This window comes from Pseudomonas sp. Van50, from assembly GCF_055390755.1.
The window spans coordinates 4,461,960-4,485,093 of the sequence record NZ_AP024343.1 but is presented as its reverse complement, the minus strand read 5'-3'; the positions used below and the strand labels follow the sequence as shown (position 1 = coordinate 4,485,093).

At 62.2% G+C, this 23,134-nt stretch carries 21 protein-coding genes and 1 pseudogene; 8 read left to right on the top strand and 14 right to left on the bottom strand.

The window, feature by feature from the left end:
• Positions 1-86 precede the first annotated feature (86 nt).
• Entirely contained in the window at positions 87-1,082 is a 996-nt protein-coding gene (locus ACZ5M5_RS18850; RefSeq protein ID WP_464737798.1) for an aldo/keto reductase, read from the bottom strand.
• Positions 1,083-1,195: 113 nt separating this feature from the next.
• Between ACZ5M5_RS18850 and ACZ5M5_RS18845 the strand changes: the two are divergent.
• Positions 1,196-2,117 (top strand): annotated as a pseudogene (locus tag ACZ5M5_RS18845) (LysR family transcriptional regulator).
• Positions 2,118-2,142: 25 nt separating this feature from the next.
• On the opposite strand, the gene ACZ5M5_RS18840 reads toward ACZ5M5_RS18845, so the two are convergent.
• Positions 2,143-2,736: a TetR/AcrR family transcriptional regulator gene (locus ACZ5M5_RS18840; RefSeq protein ID WP_464737797.1), complete on the bottom strand. Its 594-nt coding sequence runs from the start codon at positions 2,734-2,736 to the stop codon at positions 2,143-2,145.
• Positions 2,737-2,886: 150 nt separating this feature from the next.
• Here ACZ5M5_RS18840 and ACZ5M5_RS18835 point away from each other — a divergent pair, with 150 nt between their 5' ends.
• Together ACZ5M5_RS18835 and ACZ5M5_RS18830 are read left to right on the top strand one after the other, a co-directional pair.
• The gene (locus ACZ5M5_RS18835) at positions 2,887-3,645 is read left to right on the top strand and encodes an SDR family NAD(P)-dependent oxidoreductase (RefSeq protein WP_464737796.1); all 759 of its coding nucleotides are present in this window, start codon (positions 2,887-2,889) and stop codon (positions 3,643-3,645) included.
• 35 nt (positions 3,646-3,680) lie between these two features.
• Positions 3,681-4,325, top strand: a complete 645-nt coding sequence (locus ACZ5M5_RS18830; protein WP_464737795.1) for an NADPH-dependent F420 reductase — start codon at positions 3,681-3,683, stop codon at positions 4,323-4,325.
• A 70-nt stretch (positions 4,326-4,395) separates the two neighbouring features.
• On the opposite strand, the gene phnE is transcribed toward ACZ5M5_RS18830, so the two are convergent.
• The 5 genes from phnE to ppk2 form a co-directional block, all read right to left on the bottom strand.
• Positions 4,396-5,163: a phosphonate ABC transporter, permease protein PhnE gene (gene phnE / locus ACZ5M5_RS18825; protein ID WP_464737794.1), complete on the bottom strand. Its 768-nt coding sequence runs from the start codon at positions 5,161-5,163 to the stop codon at positions 4,396-4,398.
• Positions 5,160-5,987 carry a PhnE/PtxC family ABC transporter permease gene (locus ACZ5M5_RS18820; RefSeq protein WP_060741772.1) on the bottom strand — a complete coding sequence of 276 codons (828 nt, stop codon included), beginning with the start codon at positions 5,985-5,987 and terminating at the stop codon, positions 5,160-5,162. The genes phnE and ACZ5M5_RS18820 overlap by 4 nt, the downstream gene beginning before the upstream one ends.
• Positions 5,981-6,781: a phosphonate ABC transporter ATP-binding protein gene (locus tag ACZ5M5_RS18815; RefSeq protein ID WP_192262359.1), complete on the bottom strand. Its 801-nt coding sequence runs from the start codon at positions 6,779-6,781 to the stop codon at positions 5,981-5,983. The genes ACZ5M5_RS18820 and ACZ5M5_RS18815 overlap by 7 nt, the downstream gene beginning before the upstream one ends.
• Positions 6,778-7,629, bottom strand: a complete 852-nt coding sequence (locus tag ACZ5M5_RS18810; protein WP_207962056.1) for a putative selenate ABC transporter substrate-binding protein — start codon at positions 7,627-7,629, stop codon at positions 6,778-6,780. Before ACZ5M5_RS18810 ends, ACZ5M5_RS18815 begins: the two co-directional genes overlap by 4 nt.
• 318 nt (positions 7,630-7,947) lie before the next feature.
• Positions 7,948-8,865, bottom strand: a complete 918-nt coding sequence (ppk2, locus tag ACZ5M5_RS18805) for a polyphosphate kinase 2 (RefSeq protein WP_060743179.1) — start codon at positions 8,863-8,865, stop codon at positions 7,948-7,950.
• 222 nt (positions 8,866-9,087) lie between these two features.
• Between ppk2 and ACZ5M5_RS18800 the strand changes: the two genes are divergently transcribed.
• The 3 genes from ACZ5M5_RS18800 (at position 9,088) to ACZ5M5_RS18790 (ending at position 12,642) form a co-directional block, all read left to right on the top strand.
• The gene (locus ACZ5M5_RS18800; RefSeq protein ID WP_060741775.1) at positions 9,088-10,023 is read left to right on the top strand and encodes a Ppx/GppA family phosphatase; all 936 of its coding nucleotides are present in this window, start codon (positions 9,088-9,090) and stop codon (positions 10,021-10,023) included.
• A 251-nt stretch (positions 10,024-10,274) separates the two neighbouring features.
• Positions 10,275-11,372: a carboxynorspermidine decarboxylase gene (locus ACZ5M5_RS18795; protein ID WP_058545429.1), complete on the top strand. Its 1,098-nt coding sequence runs from the start codon at positions 10,275-10,277 to the stop codon at positions 11,370-11,372.
• 25 nt (positions 11,373-11,397) lie between these two features.
• Positions 11,398-12,642 (top strand): saccharopine dehydrogenase family protein, encoded by a 1,245-nt coding sequence (locus tag ACZ5M5_RS18790; RefSeq protein ID WP_060741776.1) that lies wholly within the window; start codon positions 11,398-11,400, stop codon positions 12,640-12,642.
• A gap of 602 nt (positions 12,643-13,244) precedes the next feature.
• Here the strand turns inward: ACZ5M5_RS18790 and ACZ5M5_RS18785 are convergent.
• From ACZ5M5_RS18785 to ACZ5M5_RS18775, 3 genes are read right to left on the bottom strand one after another with little or no spacing between them, the layout of a single operon-like run.
• The gene (locus ACZ5M5_RS18785; protein WP_464737793.1) at positions 13,245-14,000 is read right to left on the bottom strand and encodes an SIR2 family NAD-dependent protein deacylase; all 756 of its coding nucleotides are present in this window, start codon (positions 13,998-14,000) and stop codon (positions 13,245-13,247) included.
• 14 nt (positions 14,001-14,014) lie between these two features.
• Complete coding sequence (locus tag ACZ5M5_RS18780; RefSeq protein WP_060741778.1) at positions 14,015-14,494, bottom strand: DUF4760 domain-containing protein; 480 nt, start codon at positions 14,492-14,494, stop codon at positions 14,015-14,017.
• Positions 14,487-14,915 (bottom strand): DUF1810 domain-containing protein, encoded by a 429-nt coding sequence (locus tag ACZ5M5_RS18775; protein WP_464737792.1) that lies wholly within the window; start codon positions 14,913-14,915, stop codon positions 14,487-14,489. The genes ACZ5M5_RS18780 and ACZ5M5_RS18775 overlap by 8 nt, the downstream gene beginning before the upstream one ends.
• A 245-nt stretch (positions 14,916-15,160) precedes the next feature.
• On the opposite strand from ACZ5M5_RS18775, the gene ACZ5M5_RS18770 reads away from it, so the two are divergent.
• Positions 15,161-15,943, top strand: a complete 783-nt coding sequence (locus ACZ5M5_RS18770) for a hypothetical protein (RefSeq protein WP_464737791.1) — start codon at positions 15,161-15,163, stop codon at positions 15,941-15,943.
• A gap of 31 nt (positions 15,944-15,974) precedes the next feature.
• Positions 15,975-16,595, top strand: coding sequence for a LuxR C-terminal-related transcriptional regulator (locus ACZ5M5_RS18765; protein ID WP_464737790.1), 621 nt, complete (start codon positions 15,975-15,977; stop codon positions 16,593-16,595).
• 4 nt (positions 16,596-16,599) lie between these two features.
• Here ACZ5M5_RS18765 and ACZ5M5_RS18760 read toward each other — a convergent pair whose 3' ends face one another.
• From ACZ5M5_RS18760 to ACZ5M5_RS18745, 4 genes are all read right to left on the bottom strand, one after another.
• Positions 16,600-18,252 (bottom strand): sensor domain-containing diguanylate cyclase, encoded by a 1,653-nt coding sequence (locus ACZ5M5_RS18760; RefSeq protein ID WP_464737789.1) that lies wholly within the window; start codon positions 18,250-18,252, stop codon positions 16,600-16,602.
• Between the two features lie 149 nt (positions 18,253-18,401).
• Positions 18,402-19,100: an outer membrane protein gene (locus ACZ5M5_RS18755; protein WP_060741782.1), complete on the bottom strand. Its 699-nt coding sequence runs from the start codon at positions 19,098-19,100 to the stop codon at positions 18,402-18,404.
• 56 nt (positions 19,101-19,156) lie between these two features.
• On the bottom strand, positions 19,157-19,678 hold the full coding sequence (locus ACZ5M5_RS18750; RefSeq protein WP_464737788.1) for an SRPBCC family protein: 522 nt from the start codon (positions 19,676-19,678) through the stop codon (positions 19,157-19,159).
• A gap of 7 nt (positions 19,679-19,685) precedes the next feature.
• Positions 19,686-23,096: a beta-ketoacyl synthase N-terminal-like domain-containing protein gene (locus tag ACZ5M5_RS18745; protein ID WP_464737787.1), complete on the bottom strand. Its 3,411-nt coding sequence runs from the start codon at positions 23,094-23,096 to the stop codon at positions 19,686-19,688.
• Between the last annotated feature and the right edge of the window lie 38 nt (positions 23,097-23,134).

Below are 23,134 nucleotides of genomic sequence, written 5' to 3'. Positions count from 1 at the left end.
GCCTGGGGCTATTATTGATAGGGTTATCGGCTGGGCTGGCGCCTGCTTGAATCCGGCCTGTCGAAACCGACAGCCCAGCCGACGGATCAACCGTTCAACAACGTCATCGTCTGCGCCTGGTATCGGTCGCCCGCCACCACACCTTCGCCTGCGAAAATCCCATCCAGATGGGCCAGTTCATCAGCGCCCAACACCACTGAAGCCGCCGCCACATTGCTCTCCAGGTACTTGCGCTGCTTGGTGCCCGGGATCGGGATGACGTGGTCACCCTGGGCCAATACCCAACCCAGGGCCAGTTGCGAGGCGCTGATGCCCTTGTCCGCGGCCAAGGCCTTGACCCGTTCGACCAGCGCCAGGTTGCGCTTGAAGTTGTCGGCCTGGAAGCGTGGGTTGAAGCGGCGATAGTCATCGGCGGCAAAATCCTCCGGTGATTTCAGCTCGCCGGTCAGAAAGCCCCGGCCCAAGGGACTGTAGGCGACGAACGCAATGCCCAGGCGCTTGCAGGTATCGAGCACGCCATTGTGTTCAGGCTCGCGGGACCACAACGAGTATTCGCTTTGCACCGCCGCCAGTGGATGCACGGCGTGGGCCCGTTGGATGGTCTCGGCGCTGGCCTCCGAGATTCCGATGTGGCGGACTTTACCGGCCTGGACCAGCTCGGCCATGGCGCCGATGGTTTCCTCGACGGGCACTTCAGGATCGATGCGGTGCTGGTAGTAGAGGTCGAGGTAGTCGGTGGCGAGGCGCTTGAGGCTGCCGTCGACCGATTGTCGGACGTATTCGGGGTGGCCGTTGACGCCGCGGGCATGGGGATCGCTGCTGCGCACCAGGCCGAACTTGCTCGCCAGGTACAGGCGTTCACGCTTGCCTCGCAAGGCGCGTCCGAGCAGCTCTTCATTGGTATGCGGCCCGTACATGTCGGCGGTGTCGAACAGTGTCACGCCCAATTCCAGGGCGCGGTGGAGCGTGGCAATCGCTTCTCCCTCGTTCACGCCCGTGGTGTAGAAGTCCGACATGCCCATGCAGCCCAGGCCGATGGAGGAAACGTAAGGGCCGCGATGGCCGAGTTGGCGGGTCTTCATGATGTTTTACTCCTGGATATGAACGACCCGTTTAGTGTCTGATAAGCGTTTTTCTGGATAAATACACAAATATTGGTTTAACTATTCGTGATTCCTGAATAGTGGGGCGCACATTGGACCGACTACATGCCATGCAGGTGTTCCGGCGCATTGTGGAGCTGGGCGGCTTCGGCAAGGCGGCCGATGACCTTGGATTACCCCGTGCCACCGTCAGCCTGTTGATCCAGCAGTTGGAGGCTCACCTCGGTGTGCAACTGCTACAGCGCACCACCCGCCAGGTGCGCGCGACACTGGACGGTGAAGCGTATTACCAGCGCAGCGGCCAGTTGCTGGACGACCTCGCTGACCTTGAGAGTTCGTTGTCGGCGCAAAGGAGCCAGCCTCGCGGTACGTTGAAGGTGGACATGCCGATCGCCTTCGGTTGCACCTGGATCCTGCCACGCCTGCCGGAGTTCTACCGGCGCTACCCGGCGCTGCAACTGGACATCGGTTTCCACGATCGCCAGGTTCATCTGCAGCGCGAAGGCGTGGATTGCGCGATCCGCGCCGGGCATGTCGTTGACCAGGCCTTGGTGGCCCGGCCTATCGTGCGCCTGCATCAACTGACCTGTGCCAGCCCCGACTACTTGGCACGCTTGGGCACCCCGGGGGTTGGACGACCTGGCGGCCCATCGGGCCATCTGTTTTGCGACTGGCAATGGCCGCTTCTTCCCGTTTGAATTCGAGGTGGCGGGGCAGGTTCGCGAATGGCCATTGAGCGGTGAACTGACCGTCAACAATGCCGATGCCTACGTGACCGCCTGCGAAGCGGGATTGGGCTTGATCCAGGTGCCGCGTTACCACGTGCAACGGCAATTGGCCGAGGGCCGCCTGGTTGAAGTGCTGGACAAGCACCGCGTGCCGACCTGGCCCATATCGGCGGTGTACCCGCCCCATCGGCAGCTGTCGCCACGGGTGCGGGTATTTATCGATTGGGTGATCGAGTTATTGCATGGCGTGGCGGATACGCAGCCGGCGTTGATGGTGCGAGTCTGACGGCCAATGATTGATTCGCCCTGGCCTAGCCTGCAGGGTTGGATGGCCAGGTCGACAAGGCCTGCTCGACAACCGCCTCCAGGATCTCGCGGGTGAACCCGGCTTTGGCTTGAACGGCCATTCCGTGGGTCATTGCCATCACGAACGCGGCCAGCGCCGTGCAGTTGGCCGATTCCGGCAGGTCGCCCTCCGTCTTCGCCCGTTCGAAGCGTTCCCGCAGCGACGCTTCTCCGGTTGCGCGTGCGTCGATCAAGGCCTGGCGGATGGGCTCGGCATCGTCCGAGCCGGCCAACGCGCCATGAATGCCAAGGCAGCCCTTGCGGTCCGGGTAGCGCGTATTCACCTCGACAGCCCCGCGAAGAATGTAGGCGGCGACGTCGCGTGAAGTGGGTTGTTCCAGCGCTGCCGGAAAGAAATCCAGGTAACGCGCGTAGTAGCGCTCGAGTGCCCGGCGGAACAGCGATTCCTTGTTGCCGAACGCGGAGTAGAGCGCCGGGCGTTCCACTCCGGTGGCTTGCGTCAGGTCGGTGTAAGACGCGCCCTCATAACCTTTGCGCCAGAATACGCAAAGCGCCGCGTCCAGCGCCGTATCCACGTCGAACTCGCGTTGACGCCCCATCAGATCACCCCCGACTTTTTCATAACGATCGATATTAAACCGCTTGACGGTCCCTGTCCAAATTCATACTGTTCGTTACGCTAACGCTCGTTACGGTTGGCAAGTGCCCTCTTGGCGAGGGCGTTCAGGCATTCATGAAGAGGATTTCCCATGCAGAAATTACTGGCAGGCAAAGTTGCGCTCGTGACGGGTGGGTCCCGGGGGCTCGGTGCGACCCTCGCGCAGGCGCTCGCCGAACTAGGGGCGGATGTTGCGATCAGCTATGTGGCCTCGGCCGAGAAGGCCAGGGCCGTGGTGGAAAAGCTTGAGGCGCAAGGCGTCCGTGCCCGTGCCATCCAGAGCGACCAGGCCGACAGCACGGCGGCCAAGCCGTTGATCGACGAGGTGATCACGCATTTCGGCAAGCTCGACATCCTGGTGAACAACGCGGCGATCGCCGTCCAGGGCAAGACGGTCGATGATCCCGATCTCGACACCGTGAATCTCGATCGCCAGTGGCAGGTCAATGTCATGGGCGCGGTGGCGACCACGCGAGCGGCGGCTGCGGTGCTGTCGGACGGTGGCCGGATCATCTTCATCGGCTCGCTCCTGGGCGGTCACGTACCGTTCGCCGGGGCGGCCGATTATGCCGGGACCAAGGCGGCCATCGTCGGCTATGCCAAGGGTGTCGCACGGGATCTGGGGCCGCGCAATATCACGGTCAACGTCGTCCAGCCCGGCATCATGCCGACCGACATGGCGGCACAAGTACTCGGCGACGGCGTGCCCGAGGCGATCCTCGACCTGCACCCCATCCGCCGGATCGCCACGCTCGAAGAAGTGGCGGCCACGGTGTGTTTCCTGGCCGGGCCGAACGGCGCCTATATCACGGGCAGCGCCATCGATGTGGCTGGCGGTTTGAGCATCTGACCCCGCGCCCAATCCAACACTGAGGTGAATGACTCATGACCACTATCGGCATCATCGGGGCTGGCGAAGTTGGCAGCCATATCGCGCGAGCGGCCATTGCGAACGGCTATGAGGTTGTCATTGCCAACTCGCGAGGTCCCGAGACGTTGCGCGGGCTGGTCGAAGCACTCGGGCCGTCGGCGCGTGCGGCGACGGCTGCAGGCGCGGCCGCGGCGGGCGATTTTGTCGTTGTGGCCGTCCCGCTCAAGGTCGACAACGATATGCCCGTGGAGGCGCTTGCAGGGAAGGTCGTGCTCGACACGAATAACTACATGATCTGGCGTGACGGCCATATCCCGGTCATCGATTCGGGGCAAAAGACCGTCCATGAACTTCGCCAGGAGCAGCTTCCCACCTCCCGGGTGGTCAAGGCGTTCACCCACATCCAGGCGCCGCGGATCCTCACGTGGGGCAGGCCGGCCGGCTCTCCCGACCGGCTGGCCCTGTCAGCTTCCAGCGATTATGCCGATGCGTTGGAGATCGTCACGCGCCTGTACGACCAGTTCGGTTTCGACACGGTGGATAACAGCCCGCTGAGCGAGTCGTGGCGCAGTGCCCCCGGACAGCCGGCATGGAAGCAGGAGCGCCAGAGCCGATCCGAGCTGCTCGCCAATCTTGCCAAGGCGCGCCCGCTCCATTGACCACCCATTTTTGACTCGTTCGAATCAGGGTCATAAAACCGGTTGTGGATCTTTATGACCTGCCTGGCCGTCAAGCCTTGACCCAACGCTGGCGACTCCAACCGCTCAAGGTATCGACGGCGAGCACCAATAGCAGCATCGCCAGAATCACCGTGCTGCCCTGGGCCTCCTGGAACAGGCTGAGGCTGACATAGAGCATTTGTCCAAGCCCTCCGGCACCGACAAAACCGAGCACGCTGGCCATGCGGATGTTGTTTTCCCAGCGATACAGGACGTAGGCCAACAGTTGCGGCAGCAGGTTGGGCAGTGTCCCGTAGCAGAACGCCAATACGGCGTTGCCGCCTTGCAAACGGATGGCGTCGGCCGGTTCGGAAGGGGTATTTTCCAACGCTTCGGCGAACAGGCGCCCGAGTACGCCGGTGGTGTGCAGGGCGAGCGCCAGGGTGCCGGCATTGGGGCCGAGCCCGGCGGCCAGGACCATCAGTGCGGCCCACACCAGCTCCGGAACCGCGCGCAAGGCGTTGAGCACCAGGCGCGACGCGCTCTGCAAAGGCCAGCCGAAGCGTCCGGCCGCGGGCAAGGCCAACAGCAGGCCGAACACCGCCGCGAGCAGGGTGCCGAGGGCGGACATGGCCAGGGTTTCCAGGGCGCCGTGACCGATTGCTTTCAGATGGCCGGGGCTCAGGTCCGGGCTGAGAAAGCGCTGCGCATAAGCGCCCATCCGCTGCAGATTGCCGCTGTCGCCGAGCTCGCCCAGGTCGATGCCCAGGTAGACGAACGAGGCGATGACTGCCGCGCCGATGCACAGGACCATGACCACGTTGAGCAGGCGATTCATGCCAGCCTCCAGCGCAGCAGGCGGCTGAGTTGATCGGCGAGCAGCACCAGTGCCAGGAACGTCAGCAGCAGGCTGGCGACTTCACCGCCAGCGAACATTCGCAGCGACAGGTCCATCTGCTGACCCAGCCCTCCGGCGCCGACGAAGCCCATCACCACCGAGGCGCGGATCGCGCATTCCCAGCGGTACACCGTGTACGACAACAGTTCCGCCGCGACATTGGGCAGGATCCCATAGCAAAAGGCCGCCAGCCGGCTGCTGCCGGACTGCAAGAGCGCGTGGGCCGGGCGCTGGTCGACCGACTCGTAGATTTCCGCGTAGACCTTGCCCAGCATGCCGCTGTAGGTAATGGCAATCGCCAGTACACCGGCCGTTGGGCCGAGGCCGACGGCGCGCACGAAGAGCAGGGCCCAGACGATTTCCGGGACGCTGCGCAAGAAGATCAACAAGCCGCGTACCGGCCAGCGCAGCAGTTGGCCCCAATAGCCCGGATGGCCGGCGCGGGAGGCTGCCGACAGCGACAGGGCGCGGCTGGCCAGCAGACTCGCGGGCACCGCCAACAGCAATGCCAAGGCCATGCCAGCCGTGGCGATCGCCAGCGTCTGCAAGGTGGCCTGCCACAGCAGTTCAACGAATTCGTCGCCATGGGCGGGCGGCCAGAACGCCGCTACGAACCGGCCCATTTCGCTCTGGCTGTCGCTGGCCAGCAGCACGCCGAGGTCCAATTCGCTGAACTGGATGCCCGGCCACAGCAACACCAGGGCCAGCAGACTGAGCAGCAGGCGAGGGCGGGTGGCGGGGTCTCGGGTATCGCGTGTCAGCATCGGGGAATCTGCACGCTCAAGGACGCGTGGGGCGTTGTTGGTGAAGACTGCAGTTGTTCGTTGGCGTAGAGCGTGTCGAGCAACGGACGGTCGACCGCCTCGGTTGGCAGGTCGAACAGGATCTGCCCGTCCCGCAGGCCAATGACCCGGGAAAAGTGCGCCAAGGCCAGTTCCACCGCATGCAGGCTGGCGACCAGGGTGACGTTGTGTTCCCGGGCGTGGCGGCAAAGCACCGAAAGCGTGTGCTCGGCCAATACCGGGTCCATGGCCGAAACCGGTTCGTCGGCCAGCAACACCTCCGGCGCCTGGTACAACACCCGGGCAATACCCACGCGTTGCAGTTGTCCGCCGGACAGCTGCTGGCATTGCGCGAACAGTTTGTCGCCCAGGTCCAACTGGGCCAATGCCGCCCTGGCGCCTGGAATATCCAGTGGGTGCAACAGGTTCAACAGGCTTTTGCCGATGCCCCACTGGCCGAGCTTTCCGGCCAGGACCGCCGTCACCACACGTTGGCGCGGCGGCAGGGGCGGCGATTGGTGAATCAGACCGATGCGCGCGCGCAGGCGTTGACGCTGGCGGGCCGACAGCTGCCAGGCGCGTTCGCCAAGTAGCTGCAGCTCCCCACTGCCCGGGCGCAGTGCGGTGGCCAGCAGGTTGAGCAGGCTCGACTTGCCGGCGCCGGATGGGCCGATGATGGCGACCTGTTCGTTCGCGCCGATGTGCAAGTCCACGCCTCGCAGCGCCTGGACGCCGTTGGCATGGGTAACGCTGACCTGGGTCAGTCGCAGGGTCATTTGAGCAGTTCGGCGGCGCGTGCGGCTTCCTCGATGCCCTTGTAGTTCTCAGGCTTGGTTTCGATGAAGCGGCTGGCGGCTTGCAGGTCGAGGATTTCCTTGTCCTTCGGGTTGGCCGGGTCGAGTGCGAGGAAGGCCGCCTTGATCTTGGCCGCCAACGCGGGGTCGAGGGTTCCGCGCACTGTCCAGTTGTAGTCGAAGTAGGCTGGGGTGGTGGCGAAGACCTTGACCTTGGTCGTGTCGACCTTGCCGGCCGCGACCAGTTTTTCCCAGACGCTGGCGTTCAGTACCCCGGCGTCCACTTTGCCGGCCTGGACCCAGGCGACGGTGGCGTCGTGGGCGCCCGAATAGCCGACGCGGCTGAAGTAGCTCTCTGGCTTGATGCCGTCCTGAAGCATGAAATAGCGCGGCATGAGACTGCCCGATGTCGACGATACCGAACCGAAGGCGAAGGTCTTGCCCTTGAGGTCGGCGAGGGATTTGACGGCGGGGTCGGCGGTGATGAATTTGCTGGTGAACTGGGCGTCCTGTTCGCGCTGGACCAGCGGGATGGCGTTGCCGGTTTTCAGGCGCGCCTGGACGAAGGTGAAGCCCCCCAGCCATGCCATGTCGATCCGGTCGGTGGCCAATGCCTCGACCACGGCCGGGTAGTCGCTCACGGGGACGAACTCGACCTTCATGCCGGTTTGCTGTTCCAGGTAAGCCCCCAGCGGCTTGAATTTGCGTAGCAGTTCGGTTGGGGCCTCATCGGGAATCGCGCTGACTTTCAGGGTGTCGGCGGCCTGCGCCAGCCAGCTGCAAAACGACAGGGCAACACCAGCGGCCAATGCCAGGGAAGGCTTGAGCATGGAAGATCTCCGATAGAGAAAGGCAAGGAATGTCGAAGCATCACGCCCACATGGATGGCGGTACGCCGTTCTGTGAGGGTAGACGAAGGAGAGGGATGTTAACCGTTTCTGGCGGTGAACTCACCCAATCCCCTGTGGGAGCGAGCTTGCTCGCGATAGCGGAGGATCAGTGACAAGATTCGTGACTGACACGCCGCTATCGCGAGCAAGCTCGCTCCCACACTGGGCTGTGGCGGGCGGGGGAACCGAGGCCTCGATCGTAAGGCCCCGGCGAACACGAGGTCAGAACCGCTTGTGGGGAGGCTTGCCTGGCGGGTCTCAGTAGACCTGGGGCACGATGAGCTCCGGTGGCGTCGGACTGCGGGAGTAGTCTTCCTGGCGTACCCGCTGCGGCAGTTCGATGGTCGGCAGCTCCACCTCTTCATAGGGCATTTGCCCAAGCAGGTGATGGATGCAGTTGAGCCGGGCTTTTTTCTTGTCGTCGGCCTGCACCACCCACCAGGGCGCCTCGGCGATGTGGGTGCGTTCGAGCATGATTTCCTTGGCCTTGGTATAGGCCTCCCAGCGCCGGCGGGACTCCAGGTCCATGGGGCTGAGCTTCCATTGCTTGAGCGGGTCATGGATGCGGCTGAGGAAGCGCAGGTGCTGTTCCTGGTCGGAAATGGAGAACCAGTACTTGATCAACTGGATGCCGGAGCGGGCGAGCATCCGCTCGAATTCCGGCACGGTACGGAAGAACTCTTCGTACTGTTCGTCGGTGCAGAACCCCATGACTTGCTCGACCCCGGCGCGGTTGTACCAACTGCGGTCGAACAGCACGATTTCACCCGCCGCCGGCAGGTGCGAAACGTAGCGCTGGAAGTACCATTGAGTCCGTTCACGGTCGTTGGGGGCGGGCAGGGCGGCGACGCGACACACCCGGGGATTGAGCCGCTGGGTAATGCGCTTGATCACGCCACCCTTGCCGGCGGCGTCGCGCCCTTCGAACAGGATCACGACCTTGTGCCCGGTCTTGACCACCCAACTTTGCAGCTTCACCAGTTCGCCCTGAAGGCGGAACAGTTCGCTGAAATACAGGCGTCGGATTTCTTTCTCGCTGCTATCCGGGGCGTGTTCATCGAACAAGGCGTTCAGGTCATGCCCGTCTTCGGAGAGCTCCAGCTCCAGTTCTTCGTCGCTGTGATCGAGCAATTCGCGGTGGATGCGCTGTACCAAGGTGTCCTGGGTTGAAAGCATGATGGAAAACTCGGTCGTGGAGGCGCCATCCACGCTAGTTGCAATTTGTTACATAGTGGTGAACGTCATCTGTGCTTCATGCGCTGCCCTTGGCTAAAACAGTTACTGGGGCTCAAGGGGTGTCATCCAGGTGTCATCGAAGCCATGGCAGGATCTTCGCAAACCATCGTGGAATGCCCGCAGCGCTTGTGCCTGCTGGCTGATGAATCAAGGAACACCGCTATGAAAGGCGACGCCCCCCTGTTCGCGGCCATTGACCTGGGCTCCAACGCCTTTCGCCTGATGATTGGCCAGTCGGTCAAGCGCAATCGACAACGGGTGATCCAGGAAGTGAAAACCCTGCGCGAGCCGGTCCGATTGGCCGAGGGCCTGCAAGCCGGGGCCCTGGACGAACTGGCGCTGGATCGAGGCTGGCAGGCCCTGGCCCGATTTGGCAAAAAGCTGCGTGGCTTCGAAGCCGGACGGGTACGGGCGGTGGCGACCAGTGCCGTGCGCGAAGCGGCCAATGCCCAATTGTTCCTGGCCAGTGCCGAGCGGCACCTGGGGTTTCGGATCGACGTGCTGTCCGGACATGAAGAAGCCCGGTTGGTGTATGCCGGTGTCGCCCATGCGGTGCCCGGTGTCGAGCGGACGCGACTGGTGGTGGACATCGGCGGTGGCTCGACCGAACTGATCCTGGGGCAGGGCGCTCAGCCGCTGTTGACGGAAAGCATCGCCATCGGCAGCGGCACCTTTGGCGCGCGTTACTTTGCGGGCGGACGCATCACCGCTCAAGCGCTGCTGGAGGCTGAACGCGTGGCCGTCCTGCAGTTTGAAGCGATGGCGGCGCGTTATCGCGCGCAGGGCTGGCAGCAGGTGATCGGCTCTTCCGGTACGGCGCGGATGTTGGCCAAAGTGCTCAAGGCCAATGGTCTCAATGACGTTGGACAAGGCGGCATTACCTACAGCGGGTTGTTGCGCCTGTCGTTGCGGCTGCTGGAAGTCGGCCATGTCGACCGCCTCAGATTGGCCGGCTTGCAAAGCCATCGCCTGGGCATCCTGCCCGGTGGCCTGGCGATCATGCTGGCAGCGTTCAAGGTCTTCGGTGTTACAGACATGATCGTTTGTGAAGCGGGCCTGAGGTTTGGTGTCCTGCATGACCTGATGCATAAACACTGATCACCCATGGCCTGTTGTGCAAGGCCGGTTATCCGCGACGGCTCAAGGTCGAGCGTCAGCGCTCTTTGCTTATCCTCCCTTTGCCAGATTCAGCATTTCGTCGCCTGGGCGGCCGGTATGTCCGGTGATCGCAAAGCGTCGATCTGGATCGGGGTGATTGCGCGAACGGGGCTTTTCGCTCTTTCGATCTGCAGTCAGTGAAGGCACAATGCGCATCCTTTTTTGGCTCGCCTTGCCCGGAGGCCTCGAAAATGATCAAAACGCCGTACTACCTCATCGACAAACAAAAGCTGCTGGCGAACATGCAGAAGATCGCCTATGTGCGTGAGCAGTCCGGGGCCAAGGCCTTGCTGGCGCTCAAGTGCTTCGCCACCTGGTCGGTGTTCGACCTGATGCAGCAGTACATGGACGGCACCACGTCGTCGTCGCTGTATGAACTCAAGCTCGGCCGGCAGAAATTCGCAGGCGAGACTCACGCCTACAGCGTGGCCTGGGCCGACGACGAGATCGAGGAGATGCTCGCCAACTGCGACAAGATCATCTTCAACTCCATCGGCCAGTTGCAGCGCTACACCGAGGCGTCGGCCGGCAAGGTCCGCGGCCTGCGGGTCAACCCGCAAGTGAGCAGCTCCGATTACCTGCTGGCCGACCCGGCACGACCGTTCAGCCGCCTGGGCGAATGGGATCCGGTGAAAATCGAACAGGTCATCGAGCATATCTCCGGGTTCATGTTCCACAACAACTGCGAGAACGGCGATTTCGGTTTGTTCGACCAGATGCTGGGCACGATCGAGGAGCGTTTCGGTCATCTATTGCATAAGGTCGAGTGGGTCAGCCTCGGTGGCGGCATCCATTTCACCGGTGAGGGCTACGCCCTGGACGCCTTTTGCGCACGGCTCAAGGCCTTCTCGCAGAAGTATGGCGTGCAGGTCTACCTGGAACCGGGCGAGGCCGCGATCACCCAGAGCGCGTCGCTGGAAGTCACCGTGCTCGACACGCTCTACAACGGCAAGCACCTGGCCGTGGTGGACAGTTCCATCGAGGCACACATGCTCGATCTGCTGATCTATCGCCTGGACGCCAAGCTGGCACCGAGCGAGGGCGAACACACCTACATGGTGTGCGGCAAATCCTGCCTGGCTGGAGACATCTTTGGCGAGTACCAATTCGATCGTCCGCTGTCCATCGGCGATCGGCTGTCGTTCATCGACGCAGCGGGCTACACCATGGTCAAGAAAAACTGGTTCAACGGCCTGAAAATGCCGTCCATCGTTGTGAAGCAACTCGACGGCAGCGTCGAGGTGGTTCGCGAGTTTGTTTACGACGACTACTTGTCCAGCCTCTCTTGAGCTGGCGGAAGGAGAAATAAAGAAATTGAAGAAGAACGTACTTATCATTGGTGCAGGAGGTGTCGCCAAGGTGGTGGCCCACAAGTGCGCGCAGCACAACGACGAACTCGGTCGTATTGCTATCGCGTCGCGCAACATCTCCAAATGCCAGGCCATCATCGACAGCGTCAAGGCCAAGGGTAGCCTCAAGCAACCCGCCGACATCAAGGCCTTTGCACTGAACGCTCTGGATGTCGAAGCGACCAAGGCGCTGATTCGCGAGACCGAGTCGCAGATCGTCATCAACGTCGGCTCTGCTTTCCTCAATATGTCGGTGCTGCGTGCCTGCATCGATACCGGCGTGGCCTACCTGGACACCGCCATCCACGAAGAACCGGGCAAGGTCTGCGAGACGCCGCCCTGGTACGGCAACTACGAGTGGAACCATCTCCAGGAGTGCCAGGAGAAGAACATCACCGCCATTCTCGGCGTGGGCTTCGACCCGGGTGTGGTCAATGCCTATGCGGCACTGGCGCAACAACAGCATTTCGACCGCATTGATTCGATCGACATTCTCGACGTCAATGCTGGCTCCCATGGCAAATATTTCGCCACCAATTTCGATCCGGAAATCAATTTCCGTGAGTTCACCGGACAGGTGTGGAGCTGGCAGGACAGCCAGTGGACCAGCAACACCATGTTCGAGGTCAAGCGCACCGACGACCTGCCAGTGGTCGGCTCGCAGAACCTGTACCTGACCGGTCACGACGAAGTGCACTCGCTGTCGAAGAACCTCGATGTGCCCAACGTGCGTTTCTGGATGAGCTTCGGCGAGCACTACATCAATGTGTTCACCGTGCTCAAGAGCCTCGGCCTGCTTTCCGAGCAACCGGTCAAGACCGCCGAAGGCCTGGAAGTCGTGCCGTTGAAAGTGGTCAAGGCCGTGCTGCCTGACCCGAGCTCGCTGGCGCCGGGCTACACCGGCAAGACCTGCATCGGTGACCTGGTCAAAGGCGTCAAGGATGGCCAGCCGCGCGAAATGTTCATCTACAACGTGGCCGACCACGAGGACGCCTACGCCGAAACCGACAGCCAGGGCATTTCCTATACCGCCGGCGTGCCACCCGTGGCCGCGGCCTTGCTGGTGGCCCGTGGCGAGTGGGACGTGCAGCGCATGGTCAACGTCGAAGAGCTGCCTGCCGAGGCGTTCCTCGAGGCGCTGGATGTGATGGGCCTGCCGACGCGCATCAAGGACGAACATGGAGACCGTCCCTGGAACCAGAACGCCTGAAGGACTTCAGGCGGGTTCCCCCGATAGGAACTGCAGAATCGCTCTGGATTCTGCAGGCGATTGAACCAGAAGACTCACCGTCGCGTGAATACCTGGCAATCCGCGGGAAGCCTTGAAGAAATGCTCCGTATCGAAAGGTACGGGGCATTTTTCGTTTAGGGGCCCATCAAAAAGGCCCGTGGCGAGGGAGCTTGCTCCCGCTGGCGCGTGAAGCGGCCCTGAAGTCAGACCCTGTGGTGTTTCAGGCAGACCGCATTCAGCTTTTTGGGGCTGCTGTGCAGCCCAGCGGGAGCAAGCTCCCTCGCCACGGAGTTATGTTGGGTTGGGCTGGGAGTCATTTAACCATTCGCCACAAAAGGCACAGGGGTGTGCGCCCATCATCTGTTCACCGTTTTTGTGGCGAGGGAGCTTGCTCCCGCTGGCGCGTGAAGCGGCCCTGAAGTCAGACCCTGTGGTATTTCAGGCAGACCGCATTCAGCTTTTTGGGGCTGCTGTGCAGCCCAGCGGCCCCTAACAACGCGACTGCGACAATTCATGATCGGCCTGGGCGACGACCTCCCGGTTCAGTTCAGCGGTGTCGGGCAAGCCTTGCAGGCCACCTCTCAGCCCAACGCCTCAACCAGCCTCGGCAACCAGTATGTCGCATCGCCCACCAGCGTTTTATCGGAAGCGGCCCCCATCGGTTTGATATTGATATGCACCAGCCAGGCGCCATGCTCGGTTGCCAATGTTGGAATCCGTGCCGCCGGGTAGACCTCTCCAGAAGTGCCAATGGAGAGCATGACGTCGCAGTCGCGGGCCGCGCTGAAGGCCTGGTCCAGTTCCTGTTCCGGCATTTTCTCGCCGAACCAGACGACATTGGGGCGGATCTGGCCGTCGCAGTGTGGGCAACGCGGGGGGGCCAGGCTGTCGCAGTCTGGCCCGATGTCCACGGGCAACGCGCCCAGGTAGGGACGGTTGCACTGGAAGCAACGGGCGCTGGCCAGATCACCGTGAAGATGAATCACCTCCTTGGACCCGGCGCGTTCGAGCAGGTCGTCGACGTTCTGCGTGATGACGGTCACGCGGGGCAAGCTCTGGGTCAGCCTGGCGACTGCTCGGTGCGCGTCATTGGGGTGCGCTTCGTTAACCAGCGTTCGGCGCCAGCTGTACCATGCCCATACCAGCGCAGGGTCTTTGGCGAAGGCGGCTGGGGTGGCCAGTTTCTTTGAGTCGTAAAGCGCCCAGAGGCCGGTCGAGGGATCACGGAACGTGGCGATACCGCTTTGTGCGGAAATGCCGGCACCGGTAAAAATGGCAAGGTGCCTGGCCGCTCGCAGGCGTTTCACCGTTTCAGCGAAAATGGCTTCTGGATTCACTGTCACAACCCCCGTCAGACCTTAGAGCACTGCTCGCGCAGCCAGTCGAAGTTGCTCCAGTACTTTCGGTCGCCGCCGGGCTGGGCGCGTTTTGTCTCAATGAACGGGGCAAGTATCTGGTGGCAGTGCTTGATGCTCGGCGCCCAGTTTTCGATGATGATGTGCTTGTTCTTGATCAAGTCGGCCCGCAATAACGCCGCGACGACGTCGTAGTTCGCACAGGTCAGCGAGGCATGCTGGACATGGGTTGCGTCCCATTGGTCATGATGCAGGGTCGACAGCGTGGCGCGAACCGCTTGCCGGGCATCGCGGGCCTGGCTGGCTTGCAGGAACTCGACAATCGAAATGATGCTCTGGGCCTCGGAAGCCTGTTGAGTCGCCTTCAGTTGTGCTGTCAGGATGACCACCTGGCGAACAACCAGGTACATCGACAGCAGGGCCACCAGGGCCACGGCCACCTGGACCACCAACGTCCATGTTTCGTAATTAGACATTTTTTCTCTCTTGCTCCTTAAGTAGTTCCAGTGTTCTTGAGTCGACATTCACCCCACCCTCCAGCGCCTGGGCATACACGCAATGCCCGCCCGCGGCCGCTGCGAACAGCGTCATGCAGGACGCGAATTTCATGGCGTCGAGTGTCCCCAGGAGTTTCTCTACCGCGACTTCCGAGTCCAGGACGGCGCGGGTTGCGCACTCCAGTCGTGGTCCCAGAAGCGGGTGATGCAAATAGTCGCGCGCTTCTTCCAGGTCGCGCAGGCCGTAGTAGGTGGCGTTCTCGCTGACACCCAGGCCGCGTAGTTGGGGAAAGATGAACCACATCCAGTGGCCTTCCTTGCGGCCGCGCCGTAGCTCGAGCAAAGCGTGGTCATAGGTTGACGCTTGCGCCTGGACAAAGCGCTCCAGTGATTCGGTCATACAAGCCTCTGATACGGTTTCAAGGCTGAAGAATGAAGCACGTCCAGGCTCGATCAAAAAAGATGGCTTTATGATGTCATGGTCTGGCGCGTATCGGTAGTCTCGATCATCACCCCCATCCAGAACGAGGGCAAAGCCTATAGCACACTTGCGCTATAGCGCCGCTCGGCACTCGACCCTAACCTATGAGCGCTATCGGGTTTTCGATCGGTCGCAACGAGCCTATTTGAACAAGGATCTGTTTTTTGAAAAGCACACCTGCCAGAAAGTCCAGCATCTGCCCGGCTTATCGCAAGCGCCTCGCAACGGCATTCGCCGTCTCGGCCTTTGTCGCCAGTGGCTGGGGTTCTTTGATCGCCGGTGCGTCGGCTGCCACGGCCAGTGAGACATCCTCTGCGGCTTGCACCAACGAGGCGGATTTCCAGGCCGGGACGGTGGTGGAGTATGAAAGCCGGGACAACCTGTCGCCAGCCACCAGTCGCGGTAAAACCGAGGCGCTCGGGCGCGAGGCGTTTGCCGGCGCCAATCCGGTGGCTTCGGTGCACACGTCGTTCCTGAACAATGCGCCGTTTTTCCTGACGACGACCTTCGCCGAGATCAAGGACGGTCGGCTGGTTCGTTACGGTGATCGCCATGGTGCCGGGGCATCGTTGGTGACCACCACCTACCAGCCTCCCGCTTCCACACCGATTGATCTGCAACCTGGGCAGACCGTCACCGTCAGCTACAAAAACAAAGCGGTGAGCGCTGGGGGAGCGGTGGAGTTCGATGTCGTCGAGAAGCTGACGTACAACGGGCGTGAAACGATCAAGACGGCCCTGGGGACGTTTGATACCTGCAAATTCACCAATGAAATCTCCACGGGCTCGGTTTCGGCCGGGCAGCCGAAACAGGTTGTCGTTGTCCAGAACTGGTTTCCCGCGGACGGACCTTATCGTGGTCAGTCGATCCGATCCGTCACGCCTCCGTTCAATGGCGTTGCGCAGAGAATCAGTGAAGTCGTCAAGATGCAGTATGGGACGCGATGAGAGACGCGTCTCGGGTCGGAAGATTTGCCGGATGATCGTGGCAGATGAGCATCCGCTGTTCCGAGAGGGGATGATGGTGTTGCTGGAACGCCTGATACCTGACGCAATGATCGAACAAGCAGGGAGCCTGGAGGAAGTACGGACGCTGGCAACGAACGGACAACCTCTCGATACGCTGATTCTTGAAATACGTCTTCCCGGCCTGGGCTCCATCAGCGAGCTCGCGCAGTTGCGCCAGGCACTCAAGCACACCGTGATGATTGTGGTTTCGACCCTGGATGACAGCGATGTCATTGGCCGTGTCATGGCCACTGGTGTCGACGGGTTTGTCGGCAAGAGCCTTTCTCCCGACCAGGTCGGCGAGGCCATCGCCGATATTCGCCGTGGCGAAGTGCTGGTCAAGTACGAGTCTTCGGGCCCGCTCCCACTGGGTTCCGACGATGATATGAGCAAGCTCACGTCACGGCAGCGAGAGGTCTGGCAATTGATTGCCGAAGGCAAGACCAACAAGGAAATCGCCTCAGCGCTTGAGATCTCTCCCTTCACCGTGCGCATTCATGTCTCTTCGTTGATCCGTGCGCTGAACGTTCCCAACAGGGCGGTGGCCGCTGCTCGTTTTGCCGGGCGCGAGGCGCTTCAGACCTTGCGCTAGCGCCTCAGACCTTTGCTCCGGTATGTCCTGCCTCGGTGAACGAGGTGTCATGGAATTTCGCCTGGGACTTGCCCGCACGCTTGGCCCGGTAGAGCGCTTCGTCGGCCTGGGCCAGCGCCTCGGTAAACTCGCCGCCGGTCCACAGCGTCCCGCCGATACTGCAGCCGATCGTGATCGACTCCCCGGCCAGCACGACCGGCTCGGCCAGTTTTGCGATGATGCGCTGGGCGGCACCCTGCATGCTGGACAAGGATTCTCCGGTACGCAGGCGCAGCAGCAATACGAATTCATCCCCGCCGTGGCGCACAGCGATGTCGCCATCGCGCACAGCGGCCAGGAGCCGGAGGCCGACCTCCTGGAGCAATGCGTCGCCAACGGCATGGCCGAAGCAATCGTTGATGGGCTTGAACCCGTCCAGATCCAGGCACAGCACGCCGAAGCCAGGCTGTACGTCGACCTCGCTGCGTACCGCCTCGATGTACTTTTCCAAGGCTGCCCGATTCGGCAGGCCGGTGACGACATCGCGGTAGGCGATACCCTCGACCACCGCCAACTGACCCCTTTTTCGGGTGAGGCTATCAACGAGGTGCCGGATCGCGACACTCAGCGTTTCGACTTCGCGCGTGCCCTTGAGCAAGGGAATCCCCACATCGGCGCCTTCGGAAAGGCGCGCGGCAGCCTCGGCGATGACGTTCACCGGCCCGGTGAGAATACCTGCCATGATCCATCCGATGACCGCGAACAGGATGGACAGCAGGCCGCCCCAGAGGAGTATTTCATTGCGCATCTCACGTGCAGCCGCAAAGGCGATCTCGGCGGGCTGGCGGGTCACCACGGTCCATCCCAGGCCGGGATAGTCGTCGACACCGACACTTTGCGCCGCACCTGCCAGATAGAGCTTACCGTCCGGCCAGCGCTCGACCGACCAGCTTTGTCCGCGCCCGTCGAGCGTGACACCGGCGGGCTTGCCGATCATGTCCTTGGGGCCCAGCAAGACGGTGCCGTCCTTGCTGATGACCAGGAACTCCAGGCCAGGCAGGCGCTCCTGCAGGGGGGCAAAAAGCGATCGGCCGACTTCCGCAGCCCATTCCCAGGAAAGATGCGTCGCGAGCACCCCCGTGAGATTTCCGCCGATGTCCTTGATTGGCATGCTGATATCGACGAATTTCATCGCTTCCCCGGAAGGATTCGGCAGCAACTTGGCCAGCAGGACGGCTTCGTGGACATCGCCAATGAACGTCTTTTCCCGCGCATTGGCAAAGACCGGCCGTTGCGAGATGTCGGCGCCTGCGAGCACCCCGTTGGTCGAAGCGACCACTTTGCCGTGGGCGTCGGTGAGGCCGATCCAGGAATAGTTCGGGAATTGCTGGCTAAGGTGGTCGAGCAGGGCGCGTGCTTCGCCGGGGTTCGCCGTGTTGCGCAGGGTTTCCAGCTTGCTCAGGACCGTGAGCGCTTTTGAACGGTTGCTCATGTCGCGATCGAGGCGATCGATCATCGAGTAGGCATATTCGCTCAGTTGCAGCCCGGTTTGCTCCTTGAGCCGCGAAATGGAGGACTCGCCGATAACGGTGCCGAAGATGCAACTGAGCAGCAGCACCACCAGCGCCACGACGATGGCGAAGCGTGCCTGTAAGCTTTGGAAGAGAGGGATGTACATGTCGGACCGCCACGGGGATGGAAATTGGAAAGCCTGTATTCCATGGCGTTCTTGGCATGCATCCTCTCAAAATTTTCCAGTTTGGGGTACTGGCGCGGTCACCGACCGGACGCCCTGCGAATGAGGCAAGGCGCCGCTCCGTCTACCGCTTACAACCAGTATCGCAAACCCAGCATCAGGGACTGGGCGTTGTACTCCGTTTTCACATCGCCCTGGGGCAGGCCCTGGATGTTGCCGAAGTGCGCTTCACCGGTCTTGAAGTAGCGATAATCCAGGGACATGGACCAATGCTCGCTGAGCTCGTAGGCGACCCCGGTGCCGAGTTGCCAGGCCGAGACGGTGTCGCGATGGGTGTCGCCGAACTCGACGCCGCCGGCTTCCAGGCCGGTGATGGTCAGCACGGCGTAGCCCAGGCCACCGCCGACGTAAGGGGTGAACCGGCTCAAGGGGGCTGGCAGGTTCGTGACGTCATACCAGAGGTTGGCCATGAGGCTGGTGGCTTGCTCTTCGCCTTTGCCGTCGATGCTGCCGCCACCTTCGTAGACCCGGTGATTGAACTGAGTCAGGGTGTTGCGGCGGTAGCTCAGTTCCACTTCAGGCCTCAGCCCGACCGGGAATCGCCAGCCCAGTGCCAGGCCGGTGGCGAAGCCGGAATGCAACGGTTGGTTGAATTCCATCTCGACGAAGTCAAGGTCGTTCTGGTTAAGGTCCTGCTCAGCGACCCAGTTCACGCCGCCCATGCCACTGACATAGGGGCCGAGTGTGTCGGCGAAACTCGACGCCGGGGCGGTACCACCCAGGCCAATGATGCCCATGACAAGATACCGGGTGTTTTTCTGTAGGTTCATGCTAGATCCGAAATGTTGCTGTTATCGATAAGTAGGCGAAGCGTGTCCGAAGACGTTCATACGAGGTGTAAGGGCGTCGCGGTTTTCCCGTGCACCGATGTGTCGATGGCTCGTTGTTCAGCCAGCCTGCACAGGTTGTCCAGTGCGGTGGTCATCGCCTTGGCCAGCGCTTTGCGCAGCAGCCCGCGGTACAGGAAGCTCAACGGGCCCGAAATCTTTGCGCTATGGATGACATGGGTTTCATCGGCAGAGAGCCTGCGCATCCGATGGTCGAATTCGAGGTCGATCCAGAGCAGCCGGGCGCTGTTGCGATAACTTTCGTGCGGACTCACGGCCTCCAGTTTCAGAGGCATTTCCAAGCCATTCTTGAGGACACATCTACCGCGGGTTCCAGCCTGGAACGGACCGTCGAGCTGACATTGGCGGACGTCGGTATCCCAGAGCGGCGCTTCGGGAAAATTGCTCCAGAGCTTCCAGATTTCAGAAGGGGGCGATTTGACTATGACTTGCACGTTGACATCGTTCACGGCGACACCTTGGTTGTGGGGGGCACGGTCATGCCGGGTGGGCAGATCCATTCCATGCTCAGGCTGCCGGTGCCGATTGACTCAGCACCTGGGCGGTAATGCTGGCTTGACCGATTTTTTCGCCCCGGTTGAACAGGTCGATATAGATGCGGTTGGTCTTGAAGGCCTGGAGCGACGCATCGAAACCGGCTTGCGGCGCCAAGGACAGCGGGCTGTTCCTGGGGATGGGCCGGTCCAGGGTGAAACTCAAGGCCAGCAGGTTCATCGGGGTATTGAGCGGGATCCGCAGGTGACTGTGGGCGATCTGCATGTAGCACTGGCGAGCCACTTCGAGGAAATACACCATCGAATAGTGCTGGGGATCGCCGGCCTGGAAGAAGTGTTCCGGCGGCAGTTTCACGGTGTCCACGCTCAGGCCCTGGGCGATGCCGCTCATGTCACTGACGATGACGTTTTCCGCCCTGGCCTTGTGCAACAGGGCCTTGTCGCGGCAGGGCGTGGCGCTGAATTCGCCAGCCGGCGAGGTCTCGAATGCCGAGCTGTAGGCCATGACGAGGACGCAGGTGCACATCACTTTTCCGGCCTGCATGACCTTCGCGTTGAACACCAGGGGGTCTTCGCCCTGTTCGACGTGCAGGTCGACCGTGTCCTGCTTCTGCACGTAGTGCTGGAACCTGATCGTCAGGGTCTTGATGTAGGCGACCCGTCCGCTCAGAGGCGGCATGGCCAGTTCGAGCAGTTGCAGCATGCCCTCCAGTAGCAAGATGCCCGGGATGTGATCCAGGGGATGATCGAAGAAGTACGGGTGCGCTTCATTCACCACGAGTTGGGCATGCAGCGACTGATGGCTGCGCTGGGCGTTGGTGATCACGCTATGTTCCGCACTGCGCTGCCAGTGCGTCGGGCGCTGGGCGGTATCGCCCCGGTGCAGGGCGAACAGGCTTTCCATGGCGCGCACCCGTACCCGCAGCCCGGAGAGCAGGGTGCTGGTGAGCATGTCGCTGAGCTGCTGCACGTCGACGCCATCGTTCTGCGGCTCGCGGACCAGGCTGACAGGCGTGATGACTTGCTGCAGTTCCTGGGATGACGAATGGGCAAAGCGCAACATGAACGGATGCTTGATGGGCGAGCTGACCTCGGCGGTGGTCGGGTTCCACCGGCGAAGCTGCTCGGTAAACAGCCACATCACCGCCTTGCCGGCCTCGCGCACTTCGATCACGGTATGGGGCGCGCCCCGCAACATCACCGCCAGCAGGGTTTCGATGCCACTGGCTTCAGCGAGGAAACCGGTGATGTCCTGCAGCGATCCGCTGGCAGGCGTCGCAACCGGCTGCAACTCGCAGACTTCAACGTGCAAAGAGTGGCCGGGCGCTTTGCCCAACAACCGGCAAGCCTCTTCCAGCGTGCCCGCCGCATGGGCGAGGACCGCGGCGCGGATCACCAGCAGCGGGTTGTCAGTGGCCTGGGGTTGATAGCGACGCAGCGCGATCAAACCCAATCCTTCACCTTGCTGGGTCGCGTTGCACCGAGCGCGCTCGACCTCGATTTCACCGCTGAAAAAACGCCCGGCGCCGAGCAGGAGCGTGGTGATTCCGTTGTCGAACCATTGCGGCGAGGCCAGCAAGGTTTGCCAGAACAGGCCTGCCGTGCCGACCAGGGTCTGATGGAAACCCTTGAAGTCGAAAATCTGCGCCGGGTAGCCGGACAGCATGTTTGGCAACATGGTTGCCACGTCGGTCACCTCGACGCCCGGCGCCGCACCTTGTGCCCGGGAATAGAAGTTGTGGGCGCTGCTATAGGCGTTGCTGAAGCGCTCGCCGCCCATGTTGCAGCACATGACCATCGCGGTGCCGGGCGAACCGGCCACGCCCGGCAAGCGCCGCAGCAAGTGATTGACGCGATCGGTGATCAACAGCTTGAACGGATCGACATGGGCCAGCGGCTTGGGGCCCATGCCGAAGCCGTCGATATCGATGACGTGGTCCTGGGCGAGGAATTTTCCCAGCAAAGGCTGACCGGGAGCCGGGGTGTAATCGACGAAGCGCCCATAAGGAAACACGACGGAGGGGGCGGCGGGTTGGTCGAGCTGCTGCTGGAATGCTTGCAACGAGCGGTGGCTGCCCAGCGCGGCTTCAGCCTCGACAATGGCAAGGTCCAGCATCAGCACGCCGGAGGTGGTTGCGGGGGCTGCGGCAGGGTGGTCGCCGGGCAGGTATTCGTCCACCACCAGGTGTGCGTTGGCGCCGCCAAAACCAAAGCTGGAGATGCCAATCCGGAGCGCCGACGGACGCGCTTGCAGAGGCTGCACCTGCTGGGTGGCGAGTCGCAGGCAGGTGTCGTCGACCTTGGTGCTGGGGCGGTAGCCGGGCTGCGGTGGAATGCCTTTGTGGCGCAGTATCATCAAGGCCTTGGCGAGCGACGCGCCGCCGGCAGCGGCCAGGGGATGGCCGATGACCGACTTGATCGAACCGATGGTGATTTTCCGGTCGTCCGGGCGATGGGGGGCGAAGAAGCTGTTCAACGAGGCCAACTCCGTCGCATCCCCCAGCGGCGTACCGGTGCCGTGGGTCTCGATGTAGTCCACGTGCCTTGGGTCTAGGCCGCGATAGGCACGTTGGTAAGCCGAGTACTGGGCCTGTTTGCCGGGGGCGAACACCGAGCCCTCGGCACCGTCGGCGGACATGCCCAAGGCGCGCAAGACACCCAGGGGATGGCGCTGCGCCGTCAGGGCCTGGGCGACGGGTTCGACCAGAAACGCGACCGCGCATTCGCCCGGCACGATGCCGTCGGCGTCCTGGCCGAAAGCTTCCATCCGCGCCCGTGCGGAAAATGCCGTCAACTGCGAGAACCCGAGGAACAGCGCCGGAGGCAGCACGGTGTTGAGGGCCATGACAATCGCGTTGTCCGCCTGGCCACTGTTGACCAGCGCCTGGGCCATGTCCAGGGCATAGGGGAACGAACTGCAGGCCGTGTCCACCGATAACGCCGGGCCGCCCAAGGCAAAGGCTGCGGCCAGTGCCGCCACTTGTTCACCCGGTGTAAAACCCGGCGGCGCAGCGGTTTTTCCGGACATGCCGGTGACGAAATAACTCTCGTCGCTCCAAGACGTCGCGACTACCAGCGCCGTGCGTTCCCCGCCCAGTGGCGAGCCTTGTGCGGCGAGTTGGGTCAACAGCGTCTGAAGCACCTTCTTGCCGATGGCGACCTGCCGTCCTTCGTGCCGTGACGGGATCGAGGCGTCGTCGGTCAGGCAAAAAGCGCTGTCCAGATACGTGCGATCCTTCTCGCCGGCCTTGGTTGAATAGATTGATGCCTTGTCCACTTCCCAGCGTGTCGGCATCGATTCCATCGGTGCGACCTGCCCTTGGGCGAGCAACTGCCAGAGCGCCTCCGTTGACGGTGCCCCCGGAAACTCGCCCGCCATCGCGCTGAAGCAAAAATCGCCCGCTGTCGTTACTGCGCCACTCATACCCTGTCTCCTGATCGCCAAAATGCTGGGTGACCTGT